This is a genomic window from Kribbella sp. NBC_01484 (assembly GCF_036227145.1).
Classification (GTDB): domain Bacteria; phylum Actinomycetota; class Actinomycetes; order Propionibacteriales; family Kribbellaceae; genus Kribbella.
This window is the reverse complement of the sequence record NZ_CP109437.1, coordinates 8,085,706-8,107,632: the sequence shown is the minus strand read 5'-3', so window position 1 is coordinate 8,107,632 and position 21,927 is coordinate 8,085,706. Positions and strand designations below refer to the sequence as shown.

23 protein-coding genes are annotated in these 21,927 nt (G+C 69.5%); 12 read left to right on the top strand and 11 right to left on the bottom strand.

Features of this window, described 5'->3' with window-relative positions:
* The first annotated feature begins 34 nt into the window (after positions 1 to 34).
* Positions 35 to 1,468, top strand: a complete 1,434-nt coding sequence (locus tag OG555_RS39160) for a ricin-type beta-trefoil lectin domain protein (protein ID WP_329478566.1) — start codon at positions 35 to 37, stop codon at positions 1,466 to 1,468.
* Positions 1,469 to 1,481: 13 nt separating this feature from the next.
* Entirely contained in the window at positions 1,482 to 1,970 is a 489-nt protein-coding gene (locus OG555_RS39155) for a DinB family protein (RefSeq protein WP_329478565.1), read from the top strand.
* A 33-nt stretch (positions 1,971 to 2,003) separates the two neighbouring features.
* Here the strand turns inward: OG555_RS39155 and OG555_RS39150 are convergent, their stop codons facing one another.
* Genes OG555_RS39150 through OG555_RS39140 form a run of 3 tightly spaced genes read right to left on the bottom strand, consistent with a single transcriptional unit; the run spans position 2,004 to position 3,159 of the window.
* Complete coding sequence (locus tag OG555_RS39150; protein WP_329478564.1) at positions 2,004 to 2,633, bottom strand: hypothetical protein; 630 nt, start codon at positions 2,631 to 2,633, stop codon at positions 2,004 to 2,006.
* Positions 2,630 to 2,932, bottom strand: a complete 303-nt coding sequence (locus tag OG555_RS39145; RefSeq protein ID WP_329478562.1) for a sigma-70 family RNA polymerase sigma factor — start codon at positions 2,930 to 2,932, stop codon at positions 2,630 to 2,632. Before OG555_RS39145 ends, OG555_RS39150 begins: the two co-directional genes overlap by 4 nt.
* Positions 2,929 to 3,159 (bottom strand): sigma factor, encoded by a 231-nt coding sequence (locus OG555_RS39140; RefSeq protein ID WP_329478561.1) that lies wholly within the window; start codon positions 3,157 to 3,159, stop codon positions 2,929 to 2,931. Before OG555_RS39140 ends, OG555_RS39145 begins: the two co-directional genes overlap by 4 nt.
* Positions 3,160 to 3,299: 140 nt before the next feature.
* Here OG555_RS39140 and OG555_RS39135 point away from each other — a divergent pair, with 140 nt between their 5' ends.
* Positions 3,300 to 3,827 carry a hypothetical protein gene (locus OG555_RS39135; protein WP_329478560.1) on the top strand — a complete coding sequence of 176 codons (528 nt, stop codon included), beginning with the start codon at positions 3,300 to 3,302 and terminating at the stop codon, positions 3,825 to 3,827.
* Here the strand turns inward: OG555_RS39135 and OG555_RS39130 are convergent.
* On the bottom strand, positions 3,768 to 4,535 hold the full coding sequence (locus OG555_RS39130) for an SDR family oxidoreductase (protein ID WP_329478558.1): 768 nt from the start codon (positions 4,533 to 4,535) through the stop codon (positions 3,768 to 3,770). The two genes, OG555_RS39135 and OG555_RS39130, sit on opposite strands and share 60 nt — an antisense overlap.
* A 44-nt stretch (positions 4,536 to 4,579) precedes the next feature.
* A complete protein-coding gene (locus OG555_RS39125; RefSeq protein ID WP_329478556.1) occupies positions 4,580 to 4,768 on the bottom strand; it encodes a DUF1918 domain-containing protein in 189 nt (62 codons plus the stop codon).
* A gap of 203 nt (positions 4,769 to 4,971) precedes the next feature.
* Here OG555_RS39125 and OG555_RS39120 point away from each other — a divergent pair, with 203 nt between their 5' ends.
* Entirely contained in the window at positions 4,972 to 5,940 is a 969-nt protein-coding gene (locus OG555_RS39120) for a quinone oxidoreductase family protein (RefSeq protein ID WP_329478555.1), read from the top strand.
* A gap of 3 nt (positions 5,941 to 5,943) precedes the next feature.
* Here OG555_RS39120 and OG555_RS39115 read toward each other — a convergent pair whose 3' ends face one another.
* From OG555_RS39115 to OG555_RS39095, 5 genes are read right to left on the bottom strand one after another with little or no spacing between them, the layout of a single operon-like run.
* A complete protein-coding gene (locus OG555_RS39115; RefSeq protein ID WP_329478553.1) occupies positions 5,944 to 6,588 on the bottom strand; it encodes a LysE family translocator in 645 nt (214 codons plus the stop codon).
* A 54-nt stretch (positions 6,589 to 6,642) separates the two neighbouring features.
* Entirely contained in the window at positions 6,643 to 8,031 is a 1,389-nt protein-coding gene (locus OG555_RS39110; protein WP_329478552.1) for a sensor histidine kinase, read from the bottom strand.
* Between the two features lie 40 nt (positions 8,032 to 8,071).
* Positions 8,072 to 8,725 carry a phosphatase PAP2 family protein gene (locus OG555_RS39105; protein WP_329478551.1) on the bottom strand — a complete coding sequence of 218 codons (654 nt, stop codon included), beginning with the start codon at positions 8,723 to 8,725 and terminating at the stop codon, positions 8,072 to 8,074.
* Between the two features lie 3 nt (positions 8,726 to 8,728).
* Complete coding sequence (locus tag OG555_RS39100; RefSeq protein ID WP_329478550.1) at positions 8,729 to 9,406, bottom strand: response regulator transcription factor; 678 nt, start codon at positions 9,404 to 9,406, stop codon at positions 8,729 to 8,731.
* A gap of 45 nt (positions 9,407 to 9,451) precedes the next feature.
* A complete protein-coding gene (locus OG555_RS39095; protein WP_329478549.1) occupies positions 9,452 to 10,279 on the bottom strand; it encodes a PIG-L deacetylase family protein in 828 nt (275 codons plus the stop codon).
* 81 nt (positions 10,280 to 10,360) lie between these two features.
* Here OG555_RS39095 and OG555_RS39090 point away from each other — a divergent pair, with 81 nt between their 5' ends.
* From OG555_RS39090 to OG555_RS39055, 8 genes are all read left to right on the top strand, one after another.
* On the top strand, positions 10,361 to 11,374 hold the full coding sequence (locus tag OG555_RS39090; protein ID WP_329478548.1) for a lysylphosphatidylglycerol synthase domain-containing protein: 1,014 nt from the start codon (positions 10,361 to 10,363) through the stop codon (positions 11,372 to 11,374).
* Entirely contained in the window at positions 11,371 to 12,450 is a 1,080-nt protein-coding gene (locus tag OG555_RS39085; protein ID WP_329478547.1) for a glycosyltransferase family 4 protein, read from the top strand. The genes OG555_RS39090 and OG555_RS39085 overlap by 4 nt, the downstream gene beginning before the upstream one ends.
* On the top strand, positions 12,447 to 13,823 hold the full coding sequence (locus tag OG555_RS39080) for an FAD-binding oxidoreductase (RefSeq protein WP_329478546.1): 1,377 nt from the start codon (positions 12,447 to 12,449) through the stop codon (positions 13,821 to 13,823). The genes OG555_RS39085 and OG555_RS39080 overlap by 4 nt, the downstream gene beginning before the upstream one ends.
* Positions 13,820 to 14,527, top strand: coding sequence for an SDR family NAD(P)-dependent oxidoreductase (locus OG555_RS39075; RefSeq protein ID WP_329478545.1), 708 nt, complete (start codon positions 13,820 to 13,822; stop codon positions 14,525 to 14,527). Before OG555_RS39080 ends, OG555_RS39075 begins: the two co-directional genes overlap by 4 nt.
* A 44-nt stretch (positions 14,528 to 14,571) precedes the next feature.
* The gene (locus tag OG555_RS39070; protein WP_329478544.1) at positions 14,572 to 15,735 is read left to right on the top strand and encodes a hypothetical protein; all 1,164 of its coding nucleotides are present in this window, start codon (positions 14,572 to 14,574) and stop codon (positions 15,733 to 15,735) included.
* Complete coding sequence (locus OG555_RS39065; protein ID WP_329478543.1) at positions 15,732 to 16,655, top strand: decaprenyl-phosphate phosphoribosyltransferase; 924 nt, start codon at positions 15,732 to 15,734, stop codon at positions 16,653 to 16,655. Before OG555_RS39070 ends, OG555_RS39065 begins: the two co-directional genes overlap by 4 nt.
* A gap of 110 nt (positions 16,656 to 16,765) precedes the next feature.
* Positions 16,766 to 18,991, top strand: a complete 2,226-nt coding sequence (gene yicI / locus OG555_RS39060) for an alpha-xylosidase (RefSeq protein ID WP_329478542.1) — start codon at positions 16,766 to 16,768, stop codon at positions 18,989 to 18,991.
* Positions 18,988 to 20,895, top strand: coding sequence for a beta-galactosidase (locus OG555_RS39055; RefSeq protein WP_329478540.1), 1,908 nt, complete (start codon positions 18,988 to 18,990; stop codon positions 20,893 to 20,895). The genes yicI and OG555_RS39055 overlap by 4 nt, the downstream gene beginning before the upstream one ends.
* Here OG555_RS39055 and OG555_RS39050 read toward each other — a convergent pair.
* On the bottom strand, positions 20,871 to 21,896 hold the full coding sequence (locus OG555_RS39050; RefSeq protein ID WP_329478538.1) for a LacI family DNA-binding transcriptional regulator: 1,026 nt from the start codon (positions 21,894 to 21,896) through the stop codon (positions 20,871 to 20,873). The genes OG555_RS39055 and OG555_RS39050 overlap by 25 nt on opposite strands.
* Positions 21,897 to 21,927: the final 31 nt, after the last annotated feature.

The window sequence follows — 21,927 nt, the reverse complement described above, 5'->3', positions numbered from 1 at the left end:
TGACGGTCCCAGATGTCTACGTGAACATCGCCGCGTGAGATCAACAGTTCGCCGTATCGCCGCCGCAGCGCTCGCTGCCACCGCCATCGCAGCTGCCATCACCGTCCAGGCCGAGGCGTCACCCACCGCGACGCCGGCCGCACCCGCCGCCGCGCAGGCGGGCGGCCCGGCCGGGACCAACGACTTCCGGGGAGTGAACTGGGCCGATCCGCGGGACAACTACGCCGACGACGAGGTGGTCCCGTCCGGACTGAGTACGACGGACGACTACGGGACGACGTACCGGAAGGCGACCGGGATCGTGGGCGAGTTCCGCAACGAGCTCAAGGCCAACACGATCCGCCTGCCGATCAACCCGTCGAGCGTGGGGACCACCTGGTGGAGTTCCTACCGCGGGGCGATCGACGCGTCGGTCGCGAGCGGCTTCAAGGTCGTCCTCAGCTACTGGGAGGCCGACAACGCCAAGGACGGCCGGGTCGACGATGCGGTCCGGTACGCAGCGATGTGGGACACGGTGGTGAAGGCCTACGCCAAGAACCCGCATGTCTACTTCGAGCCGATGAACGAGCCGTTCGGCTACTCGCTGACCGAGTGGGTGTCGCTGACCTCGTCCTGGATCGCCCGGCACAGCAACGTTCCGCGCAGCCGGATCGTCATCTCCGGCACCGGCTACAACGACAACGTCACCGGTGTCGGTGCGGCGCCCGAGCTGACGGGCACGCTGCTGTCGCTGCACTTCTACGGCTTCTGGGCCTCCGACACGACCGAGGCGGCCTGGCTGGCGAACCTGCGGCCGCGGATCGGTTCGTACGGCTGGCGCACGATCATCGACGAGGCCGGCTCGCCGATGACCATCGGCCTGAACTACGGCAACCACGAGGGCAACGTCTACACGGCGTACCTCGGCGCGCTCACCCAGGTGGCGAACGAACAGAAGATGGGCATCGTCTACTGGCCGGGCCTGCGCACCGGCGACTCATACTCGATGACCACGCAGGTCGGTCCGGCCGACCTCCAGGTCAACAGCCAGAGCGGTCGCGCGCAGCTGTGGTGGGGCTGGGGCCTACTGAAGAAGGAGCCCACGAACACCCTGCCGCCCGCTCCGCCGGGTGAGCCCCTGCGTGGTGTGGCCAGCGGCCGGTGCGTCGACGTACCCGGCTTCTCGACGACTCCCGGTACGGCGCTCGACCTGTGGGACTGCAACAACGGCGGCAACCAGTCGTGGAACTACACGGCCGACAAGCAACTCACCGTGTACGCCGACAAGTGCATGACCGCCGGCACCTCGATCACGATCGAGGCCTGCACCGGTGCCGCCAATCAGGCTTGGGAAGTCAACGCCGACCAGACGGTCACCAGTGTTGCCATCCCCACTCTCTGTCTGACCGCCGCCGGGACCGGCAATGGCGCAGCCGTCAACACCGCCCCCTGCAACGGCTCCGACGACCAGAAGTGGACCCGCTCCTGAATACAGTCTCCCGATGGAGAGCTTGGTTCGTACGGCGGGGGAGCGTGAGGTACTCGAAGCGTTTCTCGACTCGCATCGGCAGGTCGCGGTGGACAAACTCCGCGGCCTGTCCGAGTCGGACGCGCGCCGCCGGCTCGTGCCATCGCTGACCACACCGATCGGGTTGGTGAAGCACCTGGCCGGCGTCGAGCGGAACTGGTTCCAGCACATCGTCGCCGGGCGCCCGCGGGACGAGATCGCCGGCGACGCGCGTGGCGGCGACGCCAGTTGGCAGATCGAGGACAGTGAGACGGTCGCCGGGATCATCGCGGCCTTCGAGGAGGCCTGCGCGGAGTCGCGACGGATCGCGGCCGGCCTGCCGCTCGACCACGTCGTGTCCCGCGAAGACGTGGACGACGTCTCACTCCGCTGGATCTATGTGCACCTGATCAGGGAGCACGCCCGGCACTGCGGCCACGCCGACATCCTCCGCGAGCAGATCGACGGGGTCGCCGGCGCCTGATCGGGCCGGCTCTCCGCGCCACCGCGGCGACGATCAGGGCCCCGAGATCCGGCGATTGAGGGAGAAGAGCCGGCCGAGGATCGGCATCAGGACGATGTTGAGGCCGTGCAGTACGCCGATGATCAGCAGGATGCCGCCGATCCGGCCGGCCTCGAAGGCGACCTGGGCGGGCAGGACGCCGAGGCCCCAGCTCTCCCGCGGTTCGAAACTGACCGTGAACAGGATGTATGCGGTGAAGATCAGGTAGTACACGATGTCGGTCAGCACGAGGTAGCTCTTGCCGGTCTGCGGATTGTCGTGGAAGACATCCGCCGCGTAGGCGCGGCCGAACCGTTTGATGAACGGCCCGAGCCACAACGCCAGCCCGATCAGCAGAACATCGGTGAACACCTCGAGGATCCACCAGTCCAGCGTCAGGTGACCGTTCGGCGCGCGTGGCGTGAAGAGCAGGATGATTGCTGCCAGCAACACAATGCCGCCGGCCAGGATCACCAGGGCCCGGGTGATCCGGCGTCGTCGGGCCCGGTCGTCGGCGATGCTGCCGAGCACCCGATCGAACAGGTCGGGTGCCGGCGGTCGCGTCGCCGCCGGGTCCAGGGCGTCGTACAGGCGGCGCTCGACCTCGGTCGGCTCGTCGCCGGGAGTGCTGGGTCGCTGGGTCATCCCTGGACCTCCAGATCGGTTTTCAGCGCGCGCAGGCCGCGTTGCAAATGGGTCTTGACCGAGTTCGGCGACAGGCCGAGTGTGTCGGCGATGTCGGCGATCGACAGTTCGAGGTAGTAGCGCAGCACGACGCAGTCCCGCTGGCGCCGGGGGAGTGCGCGCAGCGCCGCGATCACCGCGCGCCGGCTCTCGCTCTCGGTCGCGTGGTCCTCAGCCGAGCGGTCGTCCGGGTCGGCCGGGAGGCGGTGACGGAGCGAGACCAGGCCGCGGCGGTTGTGGTCACGGGCCAGATTGATCACGATCGAGCGCAGGTACGCCCCGCCCGGTCCTGGTCGTGGATCCGGTGATGGTTACGGGCCAGCCGCAGGAACGCCTCCTGGACCAGGTCCTCGGCCGCGGTCCGGTCGTCGACGAACCACCGGGCGAGCTGGACCAGGCGCGCGGCCTCGGTCCGGAACAACGCGACCACCAGCGCGTCGGCATCCGGCCGCACCTCGTCGGCGGTCAGCTCCGCAGCCGCATCCATAGCCCCCATCACCCCTACGGACGAGTGACCCGCCGGATCGGGTGACACCGCAATCAGATCTTTTGCTGTCACCCGCGGCCCGGCAGTGCATCGTCTGTCGTAGTGATCCGTGCTCCCAGCATGGACGTCAAGGGGGAGAGATGACAGTAAGGGTGCTGACCACGACTGCGGCCGGACTGGGTCTCGGGCTGAGCTGGGGGATCGCCGCCCGGGTCTGGATGCGGCTGATCTCCACCGAACCGGAGTTCAGCTGGACTGGGACCGTCATGATCCTCGCGCTGACCGGGCTCACCGGTCTGGTCCTCGGTCTGTTGTACGGCGTCCGCCGTACCGGCCGGTCACGATGGTGGCGCGTCCTCGCCGTGTTGTGTCTGCCGATGTTCGCAAGCCCGGGGATGATCTTCTTCCCCGCGTTCCTGCTCGGCGGCCTGCTCTACCTGCCGCACCTGTGGGCGCGGCTGCTAGGCCTCGTCGGGATCGCCCTGTCTCAGGTCGGGCTGTGGGTCACCACCCGCGAGGATCCCGTCAATCCCTGGGTGCTCCACGGCGGCTTCCTCATCCTTTCGCTGACCCTCGCAGCCGGGGCGGCCGAGCTCTACCGGCCGCGCTCAGGCGAAGCCGCCGTTGCTCATGAGGAGTTGGCCGTTGATCCACTGACCGCGCGGTGAGCAGAGGAAGTCGACCAGGTTGGCGGTGTCCTCCGGCGTACCGAGGCGACCGAGCGGGGTCTCCCGGATGCCGGCGGCCCGGATGCCGTCGTTCATCCAGCCGGTGTCGATCGGGCCGGGGTTGATCACGTTCGCACTGACGCCGAGGTGGGACAGCTCGTGCGCGGCGGCCAGCGTGATCCGGTCCAGCGCGCCCTTGCTCGCGCCGTACGGGAGGTTGTTGACCGTGTGATCGCTGGTGAGCGCGATGATCCGGCCGGTGCCGGGCGCTCCGGTGAAGCGGCGCCCGTACTCGCGGATCAGCAGCCAGGTCGCCCGGGCGTTCACGGCGAAGTGGCGGTCGAAGCTCTCGATGGTCGTGTCGAGGATGCCCGAGTCGACGGACTCGCAGTGACACATCACCAACGCCGTGACGTTGCCCAGCCGTTCCTCGGCCGCGGCGAAGATCCGCTCCGGCGCAACCGGGTCCACCAGGTCCGCCTCGATCGGGACCGCGGTCGCGCCGAGCTCGGTCAGTTCCTTGGTGATCTCAACCGTCGCGCCGGACTGGACGCCCCAGTCCATGCGTTCGTCGTACGCCGTCCAGTAGGTGAACGCGATGTCCCATCCGGAGGCCGCGAGCCGACGGGCGATGCCGGCGCCGATGCCGACAGTGCGACCGACGCCGGTGACGAGAGCGACTGGGCGTTGCGTGTCCGGCTGCGTCATTGGGCGATCCTGCTGGATGGCAGGTCAGGCGGCAACCGGATTCTTCACTGCGCGTGGATGATGTGCGCGTCCGGGCCGGGGAAGAACAGGGACTCGGTGTCGGTGTCGCTCCAGTGCACCAGGTACGGCGGGGCGCCGTTCGGGTCGTGCACCTCGACGATCTCGCCCTGCCGCCGGTGCGCCGACAGATGGGTGCTCTCAACAACAACCTGGTCGCCCGCCGCGGCCTTCACCGGACCCACCCGCTCTCGCCGTTCATCAGTCTCTCCTCGTCGCTGGTCGGGGCGACGACGACCCGTCGCCCGGGCACACCCCCAGCTTGGCCCCACAGTCCCGCCCGCACCACCCCTCGGCCGCTGAATCTGACCGCGCCCAGGCCTTGCCAGGATGTGAGATCACCGCCGGCCGTGGCCTGTTCGCGTGTGACGGTTGGGGCATGCGCGCTGTCGGATTCACGAAGATCAACGGGGAGATCGTCGAGCTGGAGCGGCCGGTGCCGGAGCCGGGCGCGGGTGAGGTGCTCATCCGGGTCTCGCACGCCGGAGTCAATTTCGCCGAGGTCCAGCACCGCCGCGGTGACTTCGGGGAGCCGGAGCCAGAGGGCGACGTACCTGGGCTCGAGGCGGCGGGCGTCGTGGCAGCGGTCGGACCGGCGGTCAGCGGACTCGCGGCCGGCGACCAGGTGACGGCGTACCTGCCGGGCTTCGGCGGATACGCGGAGTACGTGATCGCACCGGCCGCGTTCACCTATCCGATCGGGGATCTCGATCCCGTGGTGGCGGCGGGCGCGCCGACGGTGCTGACCACGGCGTACGGACTGCTGGCCGGCGCCGGGCGGTTGGCGGCCGGGGACACGGTGCTGGTTCATGCCGCGGCCGGCGGGGTGGGCACGGTCGCGGTGCAGATCGCGAAGGCGCTGGGTGCGGGGAAGGTGTTCGGCACGGTCGGTTCGGCGGACAAAGTGGCGTACGCGCGGCAGTTCGGGTACGACGAGGTGGTCGTGCGTGACGGGTTCGCGGATCAGATCCGGGAACTCACCGGCGGGCGCGGAGTCGACCTGGTGCTGGACTCGGTCGGTGGGCAGACCCGCCCGGACAGCCTCGGCGTACTCGCGGTGTTCGGCCGGCTGGCGGCGTACGGGGACGCGGGGAACCATCCGGATCTGACCCTGGCGGTCCGGCCGCTGTGGAAGAGCAACCAGTTCGTCGGCGGTTTCAACATCGGGGATCTGGCCCGCCGTGGTCCGGAGCTCGTCACCCGCTTCGGCCGTGCCGCGCTGGACCTCGTAGCCGCCAAGAAGGTCCACATCGACGTCACCGACGTACTGCCGCTCTCCGACGCCGGCGTGGCCCTCGACCGCCTGGCCACCGGCGCGAACCGCGGCAAGCTGGTCCTGTCCGTCTGATCGTCAGTGGATGTCGGTGGCGAGGCGGGCGGCGAGGGCGGCGAAGATACCGGCGGTGACGCGCTCGAGACGGCGGCGGACGCTGCTACCGGCGCGGAAGAACCGCTCGGTCAGACTGCCCGCGACCAGCGCGACGGTGGCGTCGACCGGGAAGCCGACGGCGATGAAGATCCCGCCGAGCACCAGGAACTGCGTGGTCGCCGGCCAGCTGCCCGCGCCGGTCGTGACGAACTGCGGCACGAACGCCAGATAGAACAGAATCACCTTCGGATTGGCCAGGTTGGTCAACGTCGCCATCAGATAGGTCCGGCGAAGCGTCCGCTTCGGTAGCTCCAGCGTCTCGTCGGGCTCGCCGACCTCCTGCCGGCTGGCACGCCAGGTCAGGTAGGCGAGATACAGCAGGAACGCGGCACCAGCGACGCGTACGCCGTTCAGCACCTGAGGTGCGGCCTGGATGAGCGCACCGAGCCCCACAGCGGCGGCCACACTGTGCACGGCCAGACCGGTCGACATCCCGGCCGCGGCCACCACAGCGGCCCGGCGCCCGCCGCCCGCCGCATTGGCCACGATGAACAACATGTCCGGTCCCGGTACGACGCTCACCAGGAAGACGGCAACCACGAACCCCAGCACTACCGACAGATCCATCCACTCATTTTCGCCCTGGGTGGTCCGCGACGCCGGGGTATTTCCGACCCGTGGTCAGCGGGGAAGGATGATGGTCGCGGTGGTTCCGCCGTCGGGGGAGGGGCTGAGGGTGATGGTGCCTTGGTGGGCCCGGGTGATCTCGCGAGCTATGGACAGCCCCAGGCCGGAGCCGCCGCTGGCGCGGGCTCGGCTGGTGTCCAGGCGGACGAAGCGTTCGAAGACGCGGAGGCGATCGGCCTCGGGAATACCGTCACCGTCGTCGGCCACGGTGATCACGGCTGATCCGTTCTGCTCGGCCGCGGTGAGGTGGACGGTCGTGTGGGCGGCCCGCGCGGCGTTGTCGACCAGGTTTCTGAGCACTTGACTGAGCCGGGCCGGATCGCCGACCACGCGGACGGGATGAACCTCGCTCGTCACGGTGAGATCCGGTGCGGAACTCCGCAACCGCTGGAGCTCCGCCGCGACCAGGTCGTCGACGTCGACGTCCGTACGCTGCATCCGCAGGCCGGTGTCGTCCGCCTTCGCGAGCAGCAGCAGATCCTCGACCAGCCGCCGCATCCGCTCGGTCTCGGCCTCCATCACCAGGTGTAGTTCCTGCCACGCGTGCCCGGTGGTATCCGCTTCGATGACCTCCAGCGCCGCCGTCAGCGTGGCCAGCGGCGACCGGAGTTCATGGCTCGCATCCGACACGAACCGCCGCTGCATGGCCTGCCCGGTCTGCAGCCGATCGAGCATCTCGTTCATGGTCGCCGCGAGCCGCGCGATCTCGTCCCGGGTCGCCGGAACCGGGACCCGCTCGGTCAGGTCTCCCGACCCGATGCCCTGCACGCGCGCCCGGATCCGTTCCACCGGCCCGAGCGCCTGCCCGACGAGCAGCCAGCCCGCCACCCCGACCACGATCAGCAGGACCGGGAACCCGATCAGCAGGTACTTCGCCACCGTGGCCACCGTGTCGCGCTGGGTCTGCACCGACGATGCGACCACCACGGTGTACGTCTGGCCGCCGTACGACGCTCCTTGCGTGACGATGAGGTAGGCGTGGTCGTCGTCGAGCAGCGGCATCTCACCGACCTCTGCCCGCTGGACTACCCCGGACGCGGGCCGGAGATCTGTCAGCGGCCTGCTGGCGACCCGCGTCGACGAGGCAGCGACCACCCGACCGGACGAGTCGAGGACCTGGATCAGCTGGCTCGGCCGGGTCGTGTCGGTCAGGTCGCGTGAGAGTCCCGCCGTACCCTCCTCGGACACCTGGCCGGCCACGTCGGCGAGCCGCCCGTCGGCCGCGTCCGACACACCGGTGATCAGCGCGCGCTGGAGGAGCAGCAGCAGTACCGCGGCGCCGAGTCCCATCGCCACGGCGACAACGATGACGGCTGCCGCGGTCGACCTGCTCCGGACGCTGGCGCGCCGCAGCCCGACTCCGATCCTCCGCCACGCGGCCAACACACCGTTCCTTCCCGGAAACCGAGGCTCCCGCACCCCATCATCCTCCCGGGCGCCGCGTGTAGTACGCACCGGTCGCGACCAGGCTCAGCCAGGTTGCAGCCAGCAACCACCCGGCCAGGATGTCGGTCGCCCAGTGGTAGCCGAGATAGATCCGGCTGAGCCCGATTCCCACGCTGAGCAGGACGGCGATCGCCGTACCGGCAATCCGCCACACCAGCCCGACCCGCAGCATCCACAACAAGCCGGCCATCGTCAGGAAGAACACGGCCGAGTTCAACGTGTGCCCGGACGGGAACGAGTACGACGTGTCCACGGCGCCGAGCACGTAGCCGACGCCCGGCCGCTGCCGCTCGACCAGCAACTTGATTCCGTACGTGAGCGCGGCAGAGCCGGCCATCGCGACGAGCAGCAGCACGGCAGGCCGCCGACTCTTGGTCACGCGCCAGAGCACCAGGGCAGCGATCAGCGTGAACACCATCAAGACCGGTACGTCGCCCAGGAAGGTCAAGGCCCGAGCCACGTCGGTCAGCTCCACGGTGCGCAGCCCGAGCACGTCGTGGGCCAGCCCGGGGTCGTCAGCAGCCAGTCCGTTGGATTCGCGCACCGAATCGGCCAGCCCGGCCACCGCGGCGACGCCCACGCCCGCAATGACGAGACCGGGCGCGACCACCACCAGTCGTCGAACAGCCACGCCTCAGCCGCCCTCGGGATCGAGGCGGTAGCCCATGCCGCGGATGGTTTCGATCGAGTGCCGACCGAAGGGGCCGTCGATCTTCAGGCGGAGGTAGCGGATGTAGACCTCGACCACGTTGGGATCGCCGTCGAACGCGGGGTCCCAGACGCTGGCCAGGATCTCGAGTTTGCTGACGGTGTCGCCGCGGTGACGCATCAGGAACTCGAGCAGGCCGTACTCCCGGGGCGTGAGCGCGATCTCCTTCCCGGCCCGTTCGACCCGCCGCCGGGCCGGGTCGAGCACCAGGTCGCCGGCGGTCAGCACCACCGGCCGCTCCGGACCGCCGCGCCGGATCAGCGCCCGCAACCGGGCGATCAGGACCAGGAAGCTGAACGGCTTGGTCAGGTAGTCGTCCGCACCGAGATCGAACGCATCGGTCTGGTCGTACTCCCCGTCCTTCGCGGTCAGCATCAGCACCGGCGTCCACACCCCGCGCTCCCGCAACTCCTCGAGCACCTTGTACCCGTTCAGCTTCGGCAACATGATGTCCAGCACGATCACGTCGTAGCTGTTCTCCGTCGCCGCCCACACCGCGTCCTCGCCGTCGTGCACCAGCTCGACCACGAAACCGGCGTCGGTGAGACCACGGCGGACCGTGTCGGCCAGCCGGACCTCGTCCTCCACCATCAGCACCCGCATGGTCTCAGTTTCACCGCCGCTCGCTGAGGATGGGCTGAGAGCCACTCATCGGAGCGTCGCGAACACGTCGTCGAGCCGATGTCCCGGGGTCCGGCCGTGTTCGACGTACCACTCCCGCCCGAGCACCCGCCGGAACAGCCACGGCGGCAGCTTGAGCAGCAGGCCGAGCGTCCGCGCACCGTCGTCCGAGCTCGCCTGGCTGGCGTGCGCCTGGAACGCCTGCCGCTTCTGGTCCGCATACGCACGGACGTCGACACAGTGCGTGATCGCCGACGCGGGGGAGTACGCCCCGTCGTAGTCGGCCGCCCGCACCGCCGGCAGTACGCCGGGAATCGCCTCGACCACTCGGATCAGCCGCCGGATCAACCGCCGGTCGATCGTTGCCTCCAGCACCAACGGCGTACCGGCCTGTGCGGCCGCATGCACGCCGACCGCATACACCTGCTGATGGTCCGGATGCCCGTAGCCGCCGGCCGGATCGTAGATCGTCAACGCGTCGGCGCCCTCGGCCCGGAGCAGCTCGATCAACGGCGCCGCCGCCACCTCGACCGGGACACGACTGAACGCGCCGTCCGCCACCGGACCCGACGAACCCGAGTCGGAGAACCCGAACCGCACGACCCGCGCACACCCCAGCGCCGCCGCCGAGCTGTCCAGCTCGTCCCGCCGGTACGCCGCCAGCCGGCCGGCCATCCGGTACGACGAAGCGGCCGCACCCGCCTCGCCGTCAGTGGCGACCGCCAGGACGACCCGATGCCCTTCCGCCGCGAGCCGGGCCAACGTGCCGCCCATCAGCAGCGCCTCGTCGTCCGGGTGCGCGTGGAAAGCCACCAGCGTGAACCGGGCAGCGTCAGGGTCCTGCCGATGTGCCACTTCCCGAGCATCGCACGGCCGCCAAGGGCCGCCCGACTCGCTCTCAGGATCCTCTCAGCAGCTGCCTTCCACGATGGTGCGATGAAGCCCAGAACACCCCGCCGGGTCGTGACCTCAGTCCTGAGCGGGCTGGCGACCGCCGCCCTGGTGGTTCTGCTGCCACGGGCGGTAGGTGCGACCTGGGGCGAGGTCGGAGCCGTCCTCGGCCGGGTTTCCGCCGGTGCGGTCGTGGTCCTCGCGGTCGTCTGGATCGCGGGGTTGTGGGCGCATTCGTTCGTCCTGGCCGCGTCCCTGCCAGGACTGACGAAGCGCCGCGGCCTGACGCTGAGTCTGACCGGCAGCGCCGTCTCGAATGTGCTCCCGCTCGGCGGTGCGGCCGGAACCGGCCTGAACTTCGCGATGGTGCGCCGCTGGGGGTTCAGCAGGTCCGCGTTCGGTGGCTTCCTCGCCGTCACGACCCTGCTGAACATGATCTCCAAACTTGGGGTGATCGCGGTCGCGCTCGCGCTGGTGCCGATCCTGCACAGCGCGTCGGTGTTCGGTGCGGCGAGTCTGGTCTTCCTTCCGGTGCCGCTCGCCGTGGTGGCGGTCGTCTGGATGCTTGCCGACGAACGGGTCGCCGCCGGCATCGGCGCCGCACTGGACAAGATCCTCCGCCGCAAGCCGGGCCGGCTGGCGGGCAAGATCCCGGAGTTGCGTCGTTCGATCCTGCGGGTCATGCGCAACGGCTGGCGTCCGATGACGGCCGGCATGCTCGCGTACCTCGCGCTGCAACTGGCCCTGCTCTGGCTCTGCTTCCATGTGCTCGGCATCTCCTTCGCCCTTCCGGTGCTCTTCACCGCGCTGGCCGTCGAGCGACTGCTGACCCTGGTCGCGATCACCCCGGGGGCAGCCGGCGTGGTCGAGGTGGGCACCGCCGCCGCGCTGGTCGCCCTCGGCGGCGACCCGGCCGGCGTCGCGGCCGGGCTCATCCTGTTCCGCGGTTTCACCTACGCCATGGAGATCCCGGTCGGCGGCATCACGCTGGCGATCTGGTTCGGCATCCAGCACCGGACCCGAGCACGCTCGGCCGAGCTGGAGGCGGTCGCCGGATGAGGATCGCCCTGGTCAGCGACTGCTACCTCCCACGGCTCGGTGGGATCGAACTCCAGGTCCACGACCTCGCCGGCCAACTGATCCGCGCCGGCCATCAGGCCACCGTCTTCACCGTCACCGACGGTCCGCCCGCGGCCGGCGACGTCCCCGTCGTACGACTGCCGGCGCTCGGCGGCATACCGTTGCCAGCAGCAACCGATCGGCTGCGGCGGGCGCTGGACAAGGTCGACGTCGTGCACGCCCACACGTCCCTGGTCTCGCCACTCGCCTGGCGCGCGGCGCGGCTCGCACCGGCCGCCGTGATCACCCTGCATTCGTTGCCCAGCCCAACGTTGCCGTGGCCGCTCGCGCACCTCGACCGGTACGTCGATCCGGCCCGCTGGACCGCGGTCAGCGAGGTGGTGGCCGGCGTACTGCGTCGATCGTTGCCCCATCGGCCGGTCGACGTACTGCACAACGGCATCGATCCCACGCACTGGCGAACCCCCAGGCCTGGCAGGCATCCGCTGACCATCGTGAGCACGATGCGTCTCACTCGACGCAAGCGCCCGCTGGCCCTGCTGCGTACCTTCGAGCGGATCCGCGCCCTCGTGCCACCCGACGTGGACGTCAGAGCCGTCATCGTCGGCAGTGGACCGCAAGCCGCCGCGGTGGCCGCCGAGACCCGGCGTCGTGGCCTCGCGGACTGGGTCGAGTTGCCGGGACGCCTGACCCGCTTCGAGATCCAGCAGTTGTACGCCGCCGCCGATGTGTATCTCGCGCCGGCCGGGCTGGAGTCCTTCGGAGTCGCCGCCCTGGAAGCGCGCTGCGCCGGTCTGGCCGTGGTTGCGATGGCATCCGGTGGTGTCGGCGAGTTCATCCGGCACGGAGTCGAGGGCTACCTGGTCGACTCCGACGTCGAGATGGGTGAGACCACCGCCGCGCTCCTCACCGACGTCGCCCGTCTCGCGCGGATCCAGCAACACAACCGCGACACGGTTCCAGCCATGACCTGGGAGCACGTCATCCCGCAGCATCTGACGACGTACCAGACTCAGGTGTCTCTCAGTGCACTGACCCTAACGTCGGCATCGTGACCCCCGACGACTCCAGCACGACCGAACTGTCCGGCTGGGGGCGGACCACTCACAAGCGCACCCGGGTACGACGGCCGGACACGCAGGGCGGTGTGGTCGACGCAGTACTGGCCGAGCCGGAGGTGACGATCCGCGGCGCCGGCAAGAGCTATGGCGACGCGGCGCTGCCCGGTCAGGGGGTCGTGCTCGATATGACTGCGCGCGACCGGATCATCTCGTTCGACCAAGGCAACGGGGTGATCGTGGTGGAAGCCGGCGTACTGCTCAAGGAGATCGCGGAGCAGGCGCTGCCGCTCGGATGGCTGCTCCCGGTGATGCCCGGCACCGAGTGGATCACTGTTGGCGGAGCGATCGCGTCCGATGTGCACGGTAAGAACCATCCGGGTGCGGGATCGTTCGGCCGGCACGTCCGGTGGCTCGCATTGCTCCGCTCGGACGGCGTGCCCACCCAGCTGTCGCCCGGCCAGGACGCCGACGCCTTCTGGTCGACGATCGGCGGCATGGGCCTGACCGGCGTCATCCTGCAGGCGGCCATCCAACTCCACCGCGTCGAGACCGGCTGGGCCGTCCGCGAGCGCCACCGGACCGAGTCCCTGCGCGACACCCTGTCCGTCCTCCGAACCCTGGCCACGCACCAGGAAGCCGACCCCGATCACCACGTCGTCGCCTGGCTGGACGCCCACTCGACCGGCACCTCCCTCGGCCGCGCCCTCATCGACGAGTTCCACCCGGCCACCAGTACAGATCTCCCCGCCGCTGTCCCGCCGTTCCCGGAACGCCGCGGACGAAGCACGGCGGCCCGGCCGATTCGTTCTCTGCCCGGGCCGGGATTGATGTCGAGGGCAACGATTCGGGCCGCATCGGCGGCCCGGTGGCACCTGAGCCGGGCCGGGCGTCAACTGGTTCCGCTGCATTCGGCGCTCTGCCCCCTCGATCGGGCCGAGTCCTGGCCGGCGGCGTTCGGGCGTGCGGGATTGATCCAGTACCAGTTCGCCGTTCCGCCGGAGGAGGGGCACGTTGTGGGGGAGGTGCTGGGCTACCTGGCGACGCACCGGATGGCGCCGGCGCTGGCGACCCTGAAGAATCTCGGCCGCGGGTCCGGCGGGCTGTTGTCGTTCCCGATTCCCGGCTGGACGTTGGCCGTCGACCTGCCGGCGCGCTGGTTGCACGACCCGGACGCGTTGCGGCCGATCGACAAGCTGGTCGCGGCCGCCGGCGGCCGGGTCTACCTCGCGAAGGACGCCCTCAGCGACCCGGACCTCATCCCGGTCATGTATCCACGGCTGCCGGCCTGGCAACGCACGCAGGCCCGCCTGGACCCGGATCGCCGCTGGACGTCCGCCCTGGCCGAGCGCCTGGGCCTGCTGCGATGACCGACGGGACCGCCTTGCTCGTCGGCGGTTCGTCGGAGATCGGCATCGCCGTACTGACCGAGCTGCTCGGGCCACCGCCGCGGCGGGTTGTGCTGGCGGGACGGCCGAGTAGCGAGCTGTGGTGGAACGCCGAGAAGCTTCGCGACCTCGGCTACTCCGTGACGACGGCGCAGTACGACGCCTGCCTGCGGGCCGACGAGATCGACGGGATGCTCGAGCACGCCTGCGCGGACCATCCGCTCGGCCTCGCGGTGGTGGCAGTCGGCACGATGACTGAGGAGTCGTTCGCCGACGGCATCGTCGTGAATGGTCTGTCCGTCGCACTGCTGCTGCGAGCGTTGGTGCAGCGTGGACCTGAGCAGATCGTGCTGTTGTCGTCGGCTGCCGCGATCAGGCCGAGGCAGTCGATCGCGGCGTACTCGCTGGGCAAACAGCTCGCCGACTCGACGGCCGTCCTGCTCGCGCGCCAGGCCGCGGAGTCCGGCGTACGGATACTCGTCGTACGCCCGGGGTTCGTCGCGACCCGGATGACCGCCGGCCAGTCGAAGCCGCCGCTCGCAACCACGCCGGACCGTGTCGCCCGACGGGTCGCGGGCGCGGTGCGCAGCGGTCAGACGATCGTCTGGGCGCCACGCACGATGGGACTCGCCGTACGGATCCTCAACCTGCTGCCGCGCAGGATGCTCCCAGCCGCCTGGCGCTGAGCGCTCTCCGGATCCTCTCAGGCTCGTCCGGATCTACTGAGGGCATGAAGCAGAATGCACACCGACGCCGTCGCCGCCGAGTCCGGAAGCGCTGGATCGCGTTGGTCTGCTGCCTGTTGCTGGTCGTCCCGGCGGTGTCCTATGTCCGGGCGCTGCTGTATCCGGGCAACGCGAGCTTCTCGGTCCGGACAGTCGAATGGTTCCGCGACCACGGTGGGGGCCCGATCGTCGACGCCATCGAGAACTGGAAGTACTCACGCAACCAGCCGCCCGCTACCGGCACCCCGAGCGACATCACGGCACCCAGTGTGACCGTCCCGGGCGGCGGTCCCGCCACCGCAAGCCGCTCGACCGGTGCGACCCATGCAGCGGCCGCGACTCTGCCGGTCGTCAAGGTGCTCCCCGGCGTACGAGCGCTGCCGCACGAAGGCGCCTGGTCGGTTGCCCGGCAGACGACGGCCGGCAAGCCGTTGCTCTGGACAACCTGGTTCCGGCCCGATCCGGCGCACCTGCCGGTCTCGGTCGCTGCCGCGCTGATCCCGCAGTCCGCGAACCGCCTGGTCCTGATGCCCGGGACCCGGGAACCAGTCGTCGGCATGGCCTCCCGCCACGGCTACTCGGTCCCCTCGACCGATCACGCCGCCCTGGTCGCGACCTTCAACGGCGGCTTCAAGATGAAGGACTCGCATGGCGGCTGGTGGACCACGGAGTCCGCCGCCGTGCCGCTGGTCGACGGTCGCGCGTCAGTGGTCATCTTCCGCGACGGCACCGCGCGGATCGGCACCTGGAACCGGACCGTCCGGATGACGCCGGACGTCGTCGCGGTCCGGCAGAACCTCGATCAGCTGATTGTCGACCATCGGATCGTCGACGGGCTGACCGGCAACGCGAACGGCGCCTGGGGGAGCTACCGTAGCCAGTACCAGTACACCTGGCGGTCCGGACTCGGAACCGATGCCCACGGCAACTTGATCTACGTGGCCGGCCAGGGCCTGACGCTGGCCACGCTGGCCGCGGCGATGCAGCAGGCCGGTATCGCGCAGGGCATGGAACTGGACATCCACGCCGCGATGGTCAGCTTCGACATCGAGCAGCCCGGGCCGCACGGCACCGTCACCGGCCGACGGCTGCTCGCCTCGATGAACTCACCGTCGGATCGCTACCTGGTCGACGACCAGCGCGACTTCTTCTACGTCGTGGTCAAGTGACGGACGTCCGTACGCCGGCAGTCGTCCCGCGCACCGAGTCATCGGCCCGGTCCTTACTCAAGCTGAGCCGGCCGCGCCAGTGGCACAAAGCCGTGATGCTCTTCGCCGCACCCGCGGCCGCCGGCGTCCTCGACCAACCCCTCGTCCTCCTCGAGGCAGCGCTCGCCGCCGTCGGCTTCACCCTGCTCGCGATCGCGATCTACGCCTTCAACGACGTCCGCGACGTCGCCGACGACCGCCGTCACCCCCGCAAGCGCCTGCGCCCGGTGGCGGCCGGGTCGATCAGTCCAGCCCGCGCCGTGTTCTTCGGTTGCGTCGCCGCGCTCCTCGGCCTCGCCGTCACGTCGACACTCGGATTGTCGACGTTCCTACTCGGCGTGAGTTACCTGGTCGCCCAGGTGCTGTACGTGCTGAAGCTGAAGCACGTCGCGGTGGTCGACCTGATCCTGGTCGCACTCGGCTTCGTCCTCCGCGCGGCCGCCGGCGGAACCGCGACCGGCGTGCCCGTGTCGCACTGGTTCCTCCTCGTCTCCCTGTTCGGCGCCCTGTTCCTGGTCACCGGCAAACGCAAGGCGGAACGGATGGCCGCGGGGGAGGCCACGGAACCGCAGGCCGCGGTCAGTCGCCCTGTGCTGGCGGCCTACTCGGACGGCTGGCTCGACCAGGTGATGACGGTCGCGTTGCTCGGCGCCGCGCTCTCGTACGGCTCGTGGGCATTCCAGCACCTCGGGTACGACGTCTACCGCGAACTGCTGGCGATCTCGTTCCTGCCGTTCCTGACCGGGCTCCTGCGCTACGCGTTGATCGTCTCGACGGGCAACGGCGAGGTCCCCGAACGCGACCTGTTCCAGGACCGCGTGCTGCTGATCGCCGGCCTCACCTGGGTCGCCCTGGTCGGGACCGGTCTGTACCTGGCCTGAGACTCGAGCCGCCCCAAACTTGACGGCGTGAAGTCACCCGACCTAGCGTTGTCGAAGCGCTTCGATTGCGCCGCCCAGAGAAGGCTTCAGCTCGAGAGAGGGCTTCCCCGATGAAGTTCACCGATGGGTACTGGCAGTTGCGGGCGGGACTGACGCGGCTGCGGCCGGCCGAGGTCGAGAGTGTGCAGGCCGGCGAGCGCGAGCTGACGGTGTTCGCGCCGGCACACCGGATCGAGCGGCGCGGGGACACGCTCAACCAGCCGATGTTCACGGTGACGTTCTCGTCGCCGGCCCGTGGCGTGATCGGTGTCCGGATCGCCCACCACCTCGGCGGGCTGCCCGCGCGGCCGTCGTACCGGCTGGACACCGACGACGATCATCCGGTGAAGGTGGACGTCGGCGCCGCTGAGGCCCGGCTGACGTCGGGTGAGCTCAGCGTGATCGTCCGGCTCGACGGGCCGTGGGACGTGCGGTTCGAGCAGGACGGGCGTCCGCTGACGAACTCCGGCGCCCGCAGCATCGGCCTGATCACCGATGCCGACGGCAAGCACTACCTGCACGAGCAACTCGCGCTGGGCGTCGGCGAGACGATCTACGGTCTCGGCGAGCGCTTCGGCCCCCTGGTGAAGAACGGTCAGATTGTCGACAGCTGGAATGCCGACGGCGGCACGTCGAGCGAGCAGGCCTACAAGAACGTCCCGTTCTACCTGAGCAGCAAGGGGTACGGCGTCCTCGTCGACAGCCCGGCCCGGGTGTCGTTCGAGGTCGGCTCGGAGGTCACCTCGCGCAACCAGTTCAGCGTCGAAGGCCAGGAGCTCGGGTACTACGTCTTCGCCGGCCCGACTCCGAAGGACGTGCTCCGCCGCTATACGGGCCTGACCGGCCGGCCCGCCCGCGTTCCCGCGTGGTCGATGGGGCTGTGGCTGTCGACGTCGTTCACCACCGACTACACCGAGGAGACGACGAGCGCGTTCGTCGACGGGATGGCCGAGCGTGACCTGCCGTTGAGCGTGTTCCACTTCGACTGCTTCTGGATGCGGCAGTTCCATTGGTGCGACTTCGTCTGGGATCCGATCGCGTTCCCGGACCCGGCCGGGATGATCCGCCGCCTGAAGGATCGCGGCCTGCGCATCAGTCTCTGGATCAACCCGTACATCGCGCAACGCTCGGTCCTGTTCGAGGAGGGCCGCCGGCTCGGCTACCTGCTCAAACGGCCCGACGGTTCGGTCTGGCAGTGGGACATGTGGCAGGCCGGCATGGCGATTGTCGACTTCACCAACCCCGACGCGACCGCGTGGTACCGCTTGAGGCTGCAGGCGCTGATCGACCTGGGCATCGACTGTTTCAAGACCGACTTCGGCGAGCGCATCCCGACCGACGTCGCCTGGCACGACGGGTCCGACCCGGAGCGGATGCACAACTACTACGCGCAGCTCTACAACGCCGCCGTCTTCGGCCTGCTGGAGGAGAACCGCGGCGATGGCGAGGCGGTGCTGTTCGCGCGCTCGGCGACGGCCGGCGGCCAGCAGTTCCCGGTGCACTGGGGTGGCGACTGCGAGTCGACGTTCGAGGCGATGGCGGAGTCGTTGCGCGGTGGGCTGTCGCTGGCCGCGTCGGGGTTCGGCTACTGGAGTCACGACATCGGCGGGTTCGAGGGCACGCCGGACCCGGCGATCTTCAAGCGGTGGGTGCCGTTCGGGCTGCTGTCCTCACACTCGCGCCTGCACGGCTCGTCGTCGTACCGGGTGCCGTGGGCGTTCGACGACGAGGCGGTCGACGTACTGCGGAAGTTCACCAAGCTGAAGCTCTCACTCATGCCGTACCTGATGACCGCGGCGGCCGAGGCGCATCAGGACGGAGTGCCGATGATGCGGCCGATGGTCCTGGAGTTCCCCGACGATCCGGCCGCCGCTTACCTGGATCGCCAGTACATGCTCGGCCACGATCTGCTTGTCGCGCCGGTGATGAGCTTCGACGGCGAAGTCTCGTTCTATCTGCCGGGAGGTCGGTGGACTCACCTGCTGACCGGTGAGGTGATCGCGGGTCCGCAATGGGTGCGGCAGACACACGGATTCGACAGCCTGCCGGTGCTGGTCCGCGAGGGCGCGGTGATCCCGTTCGGGGCGGTCGACGACCGGCCGGAGTACGACTGGGCCGATGGTGTCGAATTGCGCTGGTTCGAGCCGTCCGAGGGCGTGACAACGACTGTCGAACTGCCGGACGCCAACGGGGGAGTGGCCGCGGTGATCGAGCTCAGCCTGCGCGACGGTCAGGCCGAGTCCCGGGTGATCGAGGGTGTCTGCGACCGCTACACCGTCACGCTCTCCAGCTCATGACTCGACTTTGGTACGGCGGGGACTACAACCCGGAGCAGTGGGATCCGGCGGTGTGGAAGGAGGACGTCGACCTGATGCGTCAGGCCGGCGTGAACCTGGTGACCGTCGGGGTGTTCTCCTGGTCGAGCCTGGAACCGTCCCCGGGCCGGTACGAGTTCGGCTGGCTCGACCGCGTACTCGACTCGCTGCACGACGGCGGTGTGAGCGTGGATCTGGCCACACCCACCGCGTCGCCACCGCCGTGGTTCAGCCGGCTCCATCCGGAGGCGTTGCCGGTCACGGCTGACGGCGTACGACTGACGCATGGCAGCCGGGACACGTACTGCGCCTGCGCGCCGGCGTATCGGGAGGCTGCTCGGGGAATCGCGCGGGCCCTGGCCGAGCGCTATCACGATCACCCGGCCCTGGCGATGTGGCATGTGCACAACGAATACGGAACGACGTGTCACTGCTCGCTCGCCGCGGAGCGTTTCCGGACGTGGTTGCGGGAGCGGTACGGCTCGCTCGACCGGTTGAACGAGGCGTGGACGACGGCGTTCTGGAGTCAGGGGTACGGCGAGTGGGAGGACATCCAGCCGCCGCGGAAGACGCAGTACCTGGTGAATCCGACGCAGTTCCTCGACTACCGGAGGTTCTGGTCCGACGAGTTGCTGGCGGCGTATCTCGAGCAGAAGGCCGAGCTGCGGAAGGTTTCGGAGCTGCCCATCACGACGAACTTCGTCTTCGGCGGCTGGGTGCCGGTGAACCATGCGCGATGGGCGGCGGAGGTCGATGTCGTTGCCATCGACCACTATCCGGATCAGGCCGGGATCGACGCGGAGGAGCAGACCGCGTTCGGCGCCGATCTGGCCCGATCCTGGGCCGGTGGGAAGCCGTGGCTGCTGATGGAGCAGGCGGCGGGGACGCTCAACGACGGGCATCGTCTGCACCCGAAGGAGCCTGGGCGGATGGCGCTGCACAGCCTGTCGCATATCGCCCGTGGTTCGCAGGGTGCGCTGTCCTTCCAGTGGCGGGCGTCGCGCGGCGGGGCGGAGATGTACCACTCGGCGATGGTTCCGCATGCCGGTGCGGACAGCAGGATGTTCCGGGAGGTCGTGGAGCTCGGGTCGCTGCTGCCTCGGCTCGCCGAAGCGGCTCAGAGTGAGGTCGTCGCGGACGTCGCGATCCTGTGGGATGTCGAGTGCTGGTGGGCGATGCAAGGAACGCATCTGCCGTCGTCGTCGCTCGACTACCTGGCCGCAGTGCGGACTGCACACCGGCAGTTCTGGCGCGCCGGGGTGACGGTCGATTTCGCGTCACCTGCCGCGGATCTCTCGCCCTACAAGATGGTTGTCGTCCCCAGTCTGTACGTGGTGAGTGACGAGGCTGCAGCGAATCTGGCCGCGTATGTGGAGCGTGGCGGCCAGCTGGTCGTCGGGTACTTCAGCGGGATCGTGGATCCGGATCTGCGGGTCCGGCTCGGCGGATATCCGGGTGCGTTCACGGAACTGCTCGGAGTGCGGGTCGAGGAGTTCCATCCGTTGCCGGTCGACGGCGAGGTCGCGTTGTCGTCCGGCGGGCGCGGGCGGCTCTGGAGCGAGGACGTGCGGGCGGTGTCGGCCGAGGTGGTCGATCGGTACGCCGGAGGCGTCCTGGACGGGAAGCCGGCCATCACGCGCCGCGACGTCGGCGCTGGATCGGCCTGGTACGTGTCGACCGAGCTGGATGACGAGACCGCCGAGAGATTGCTGGGCTTGTCGGAGTCGCCGGTGGAGATCGTTCGGAGACGATCCGGCGACACCACGTGGACCTTCCTGTTCAACCACCGTGACGCGGAGGTCGTCGTACCGGCTGATGGGAGCGAGTTGGTCGTCGGCGAGCTGCCGTTGCGGCCTGGTGGCTATGCGGTCGTGCGGTCGGTCTGAGGGGCCCGGGAGGTGCTCCCGCGCGCGGTGAGCGTGGGCGGGAGCAGGGTCAGCTCGGGTACGTCGCCGCCCGCGAGCTTGGTGATCAGCGATTCGACCGCCTGATCGCCGATCCGCTCCGCCGGGATGGTGACCGACGACAGCTGCGGTACCTGCCGTTCGGCCACGTCGTCCGCGCAGATCGCCACCAGCGACATGTCCTCGGGCACCCGGCGGCCGAGCCGGCGCAGGACGTCGAGGAGCGGGCCGATGATCGGCTCGTTCTGGACCACGAGTCCGGTGATGTCCGGATGGTCGTGGAGGAGCTGCTCGACCGTGTGCAGGACCGCGTCGAAGGTGTGCTCGCAGGGCGTCTCGACCCCGAACACCCCGCGCCGCCCGGCAGCTTCGGCGAATCCGGTCAGCGTGCGCTGCGCGAACCCGGTCTGCCGTTCGTACACGGCGGACGGCGTCCCGAGCAGCGCCAGCGACCGGTGGCCGAGGTCGGCGAGATGCTCGACGCAATGCGCGCCCGCGGCAACGAAGTCCAGGTCGATGCAGGTCAGCCCGTCGGCGTCGTCCGGGTAGCCGATCAGCACCGAGGGCATCGGCAACTCACGCAGCACCGGGACCCGCTCGTCGTGCAGCTCGACGTCCATCACCACGAGGGCGTCCACGAGCGAACTCTGCGCGACCCGATCGAGCCCGTCCGGACCCTCGTCGGCGGTCAGCAGCAGTACGTCGTGGTCGTACCGGCGGGCCGTGGTCACGACCGCGGTGGCGAACTGCATCATCACCGGGACATGCATCCCGGTGCGCAGCGGGATCACCAGGGCGAGCACGTTGGACCGTTGGCTGGCCAGCGCCCGGGCGCTGGCATTCGGTCGGTAGCCGAGCGCTCGGACGCTGCGCTGCACGCGGTCGCGGGTGTCGGTCGAGATCGACCGCTTCCCGCTGAGCACATAGGAGACCGTGCTGGTCGCGACTCCGGCATGGCGGGCGACGTCCGCGATCGTGACCATCGTCGTTCCCTTCGTGTGGTTCCCCCTTTCT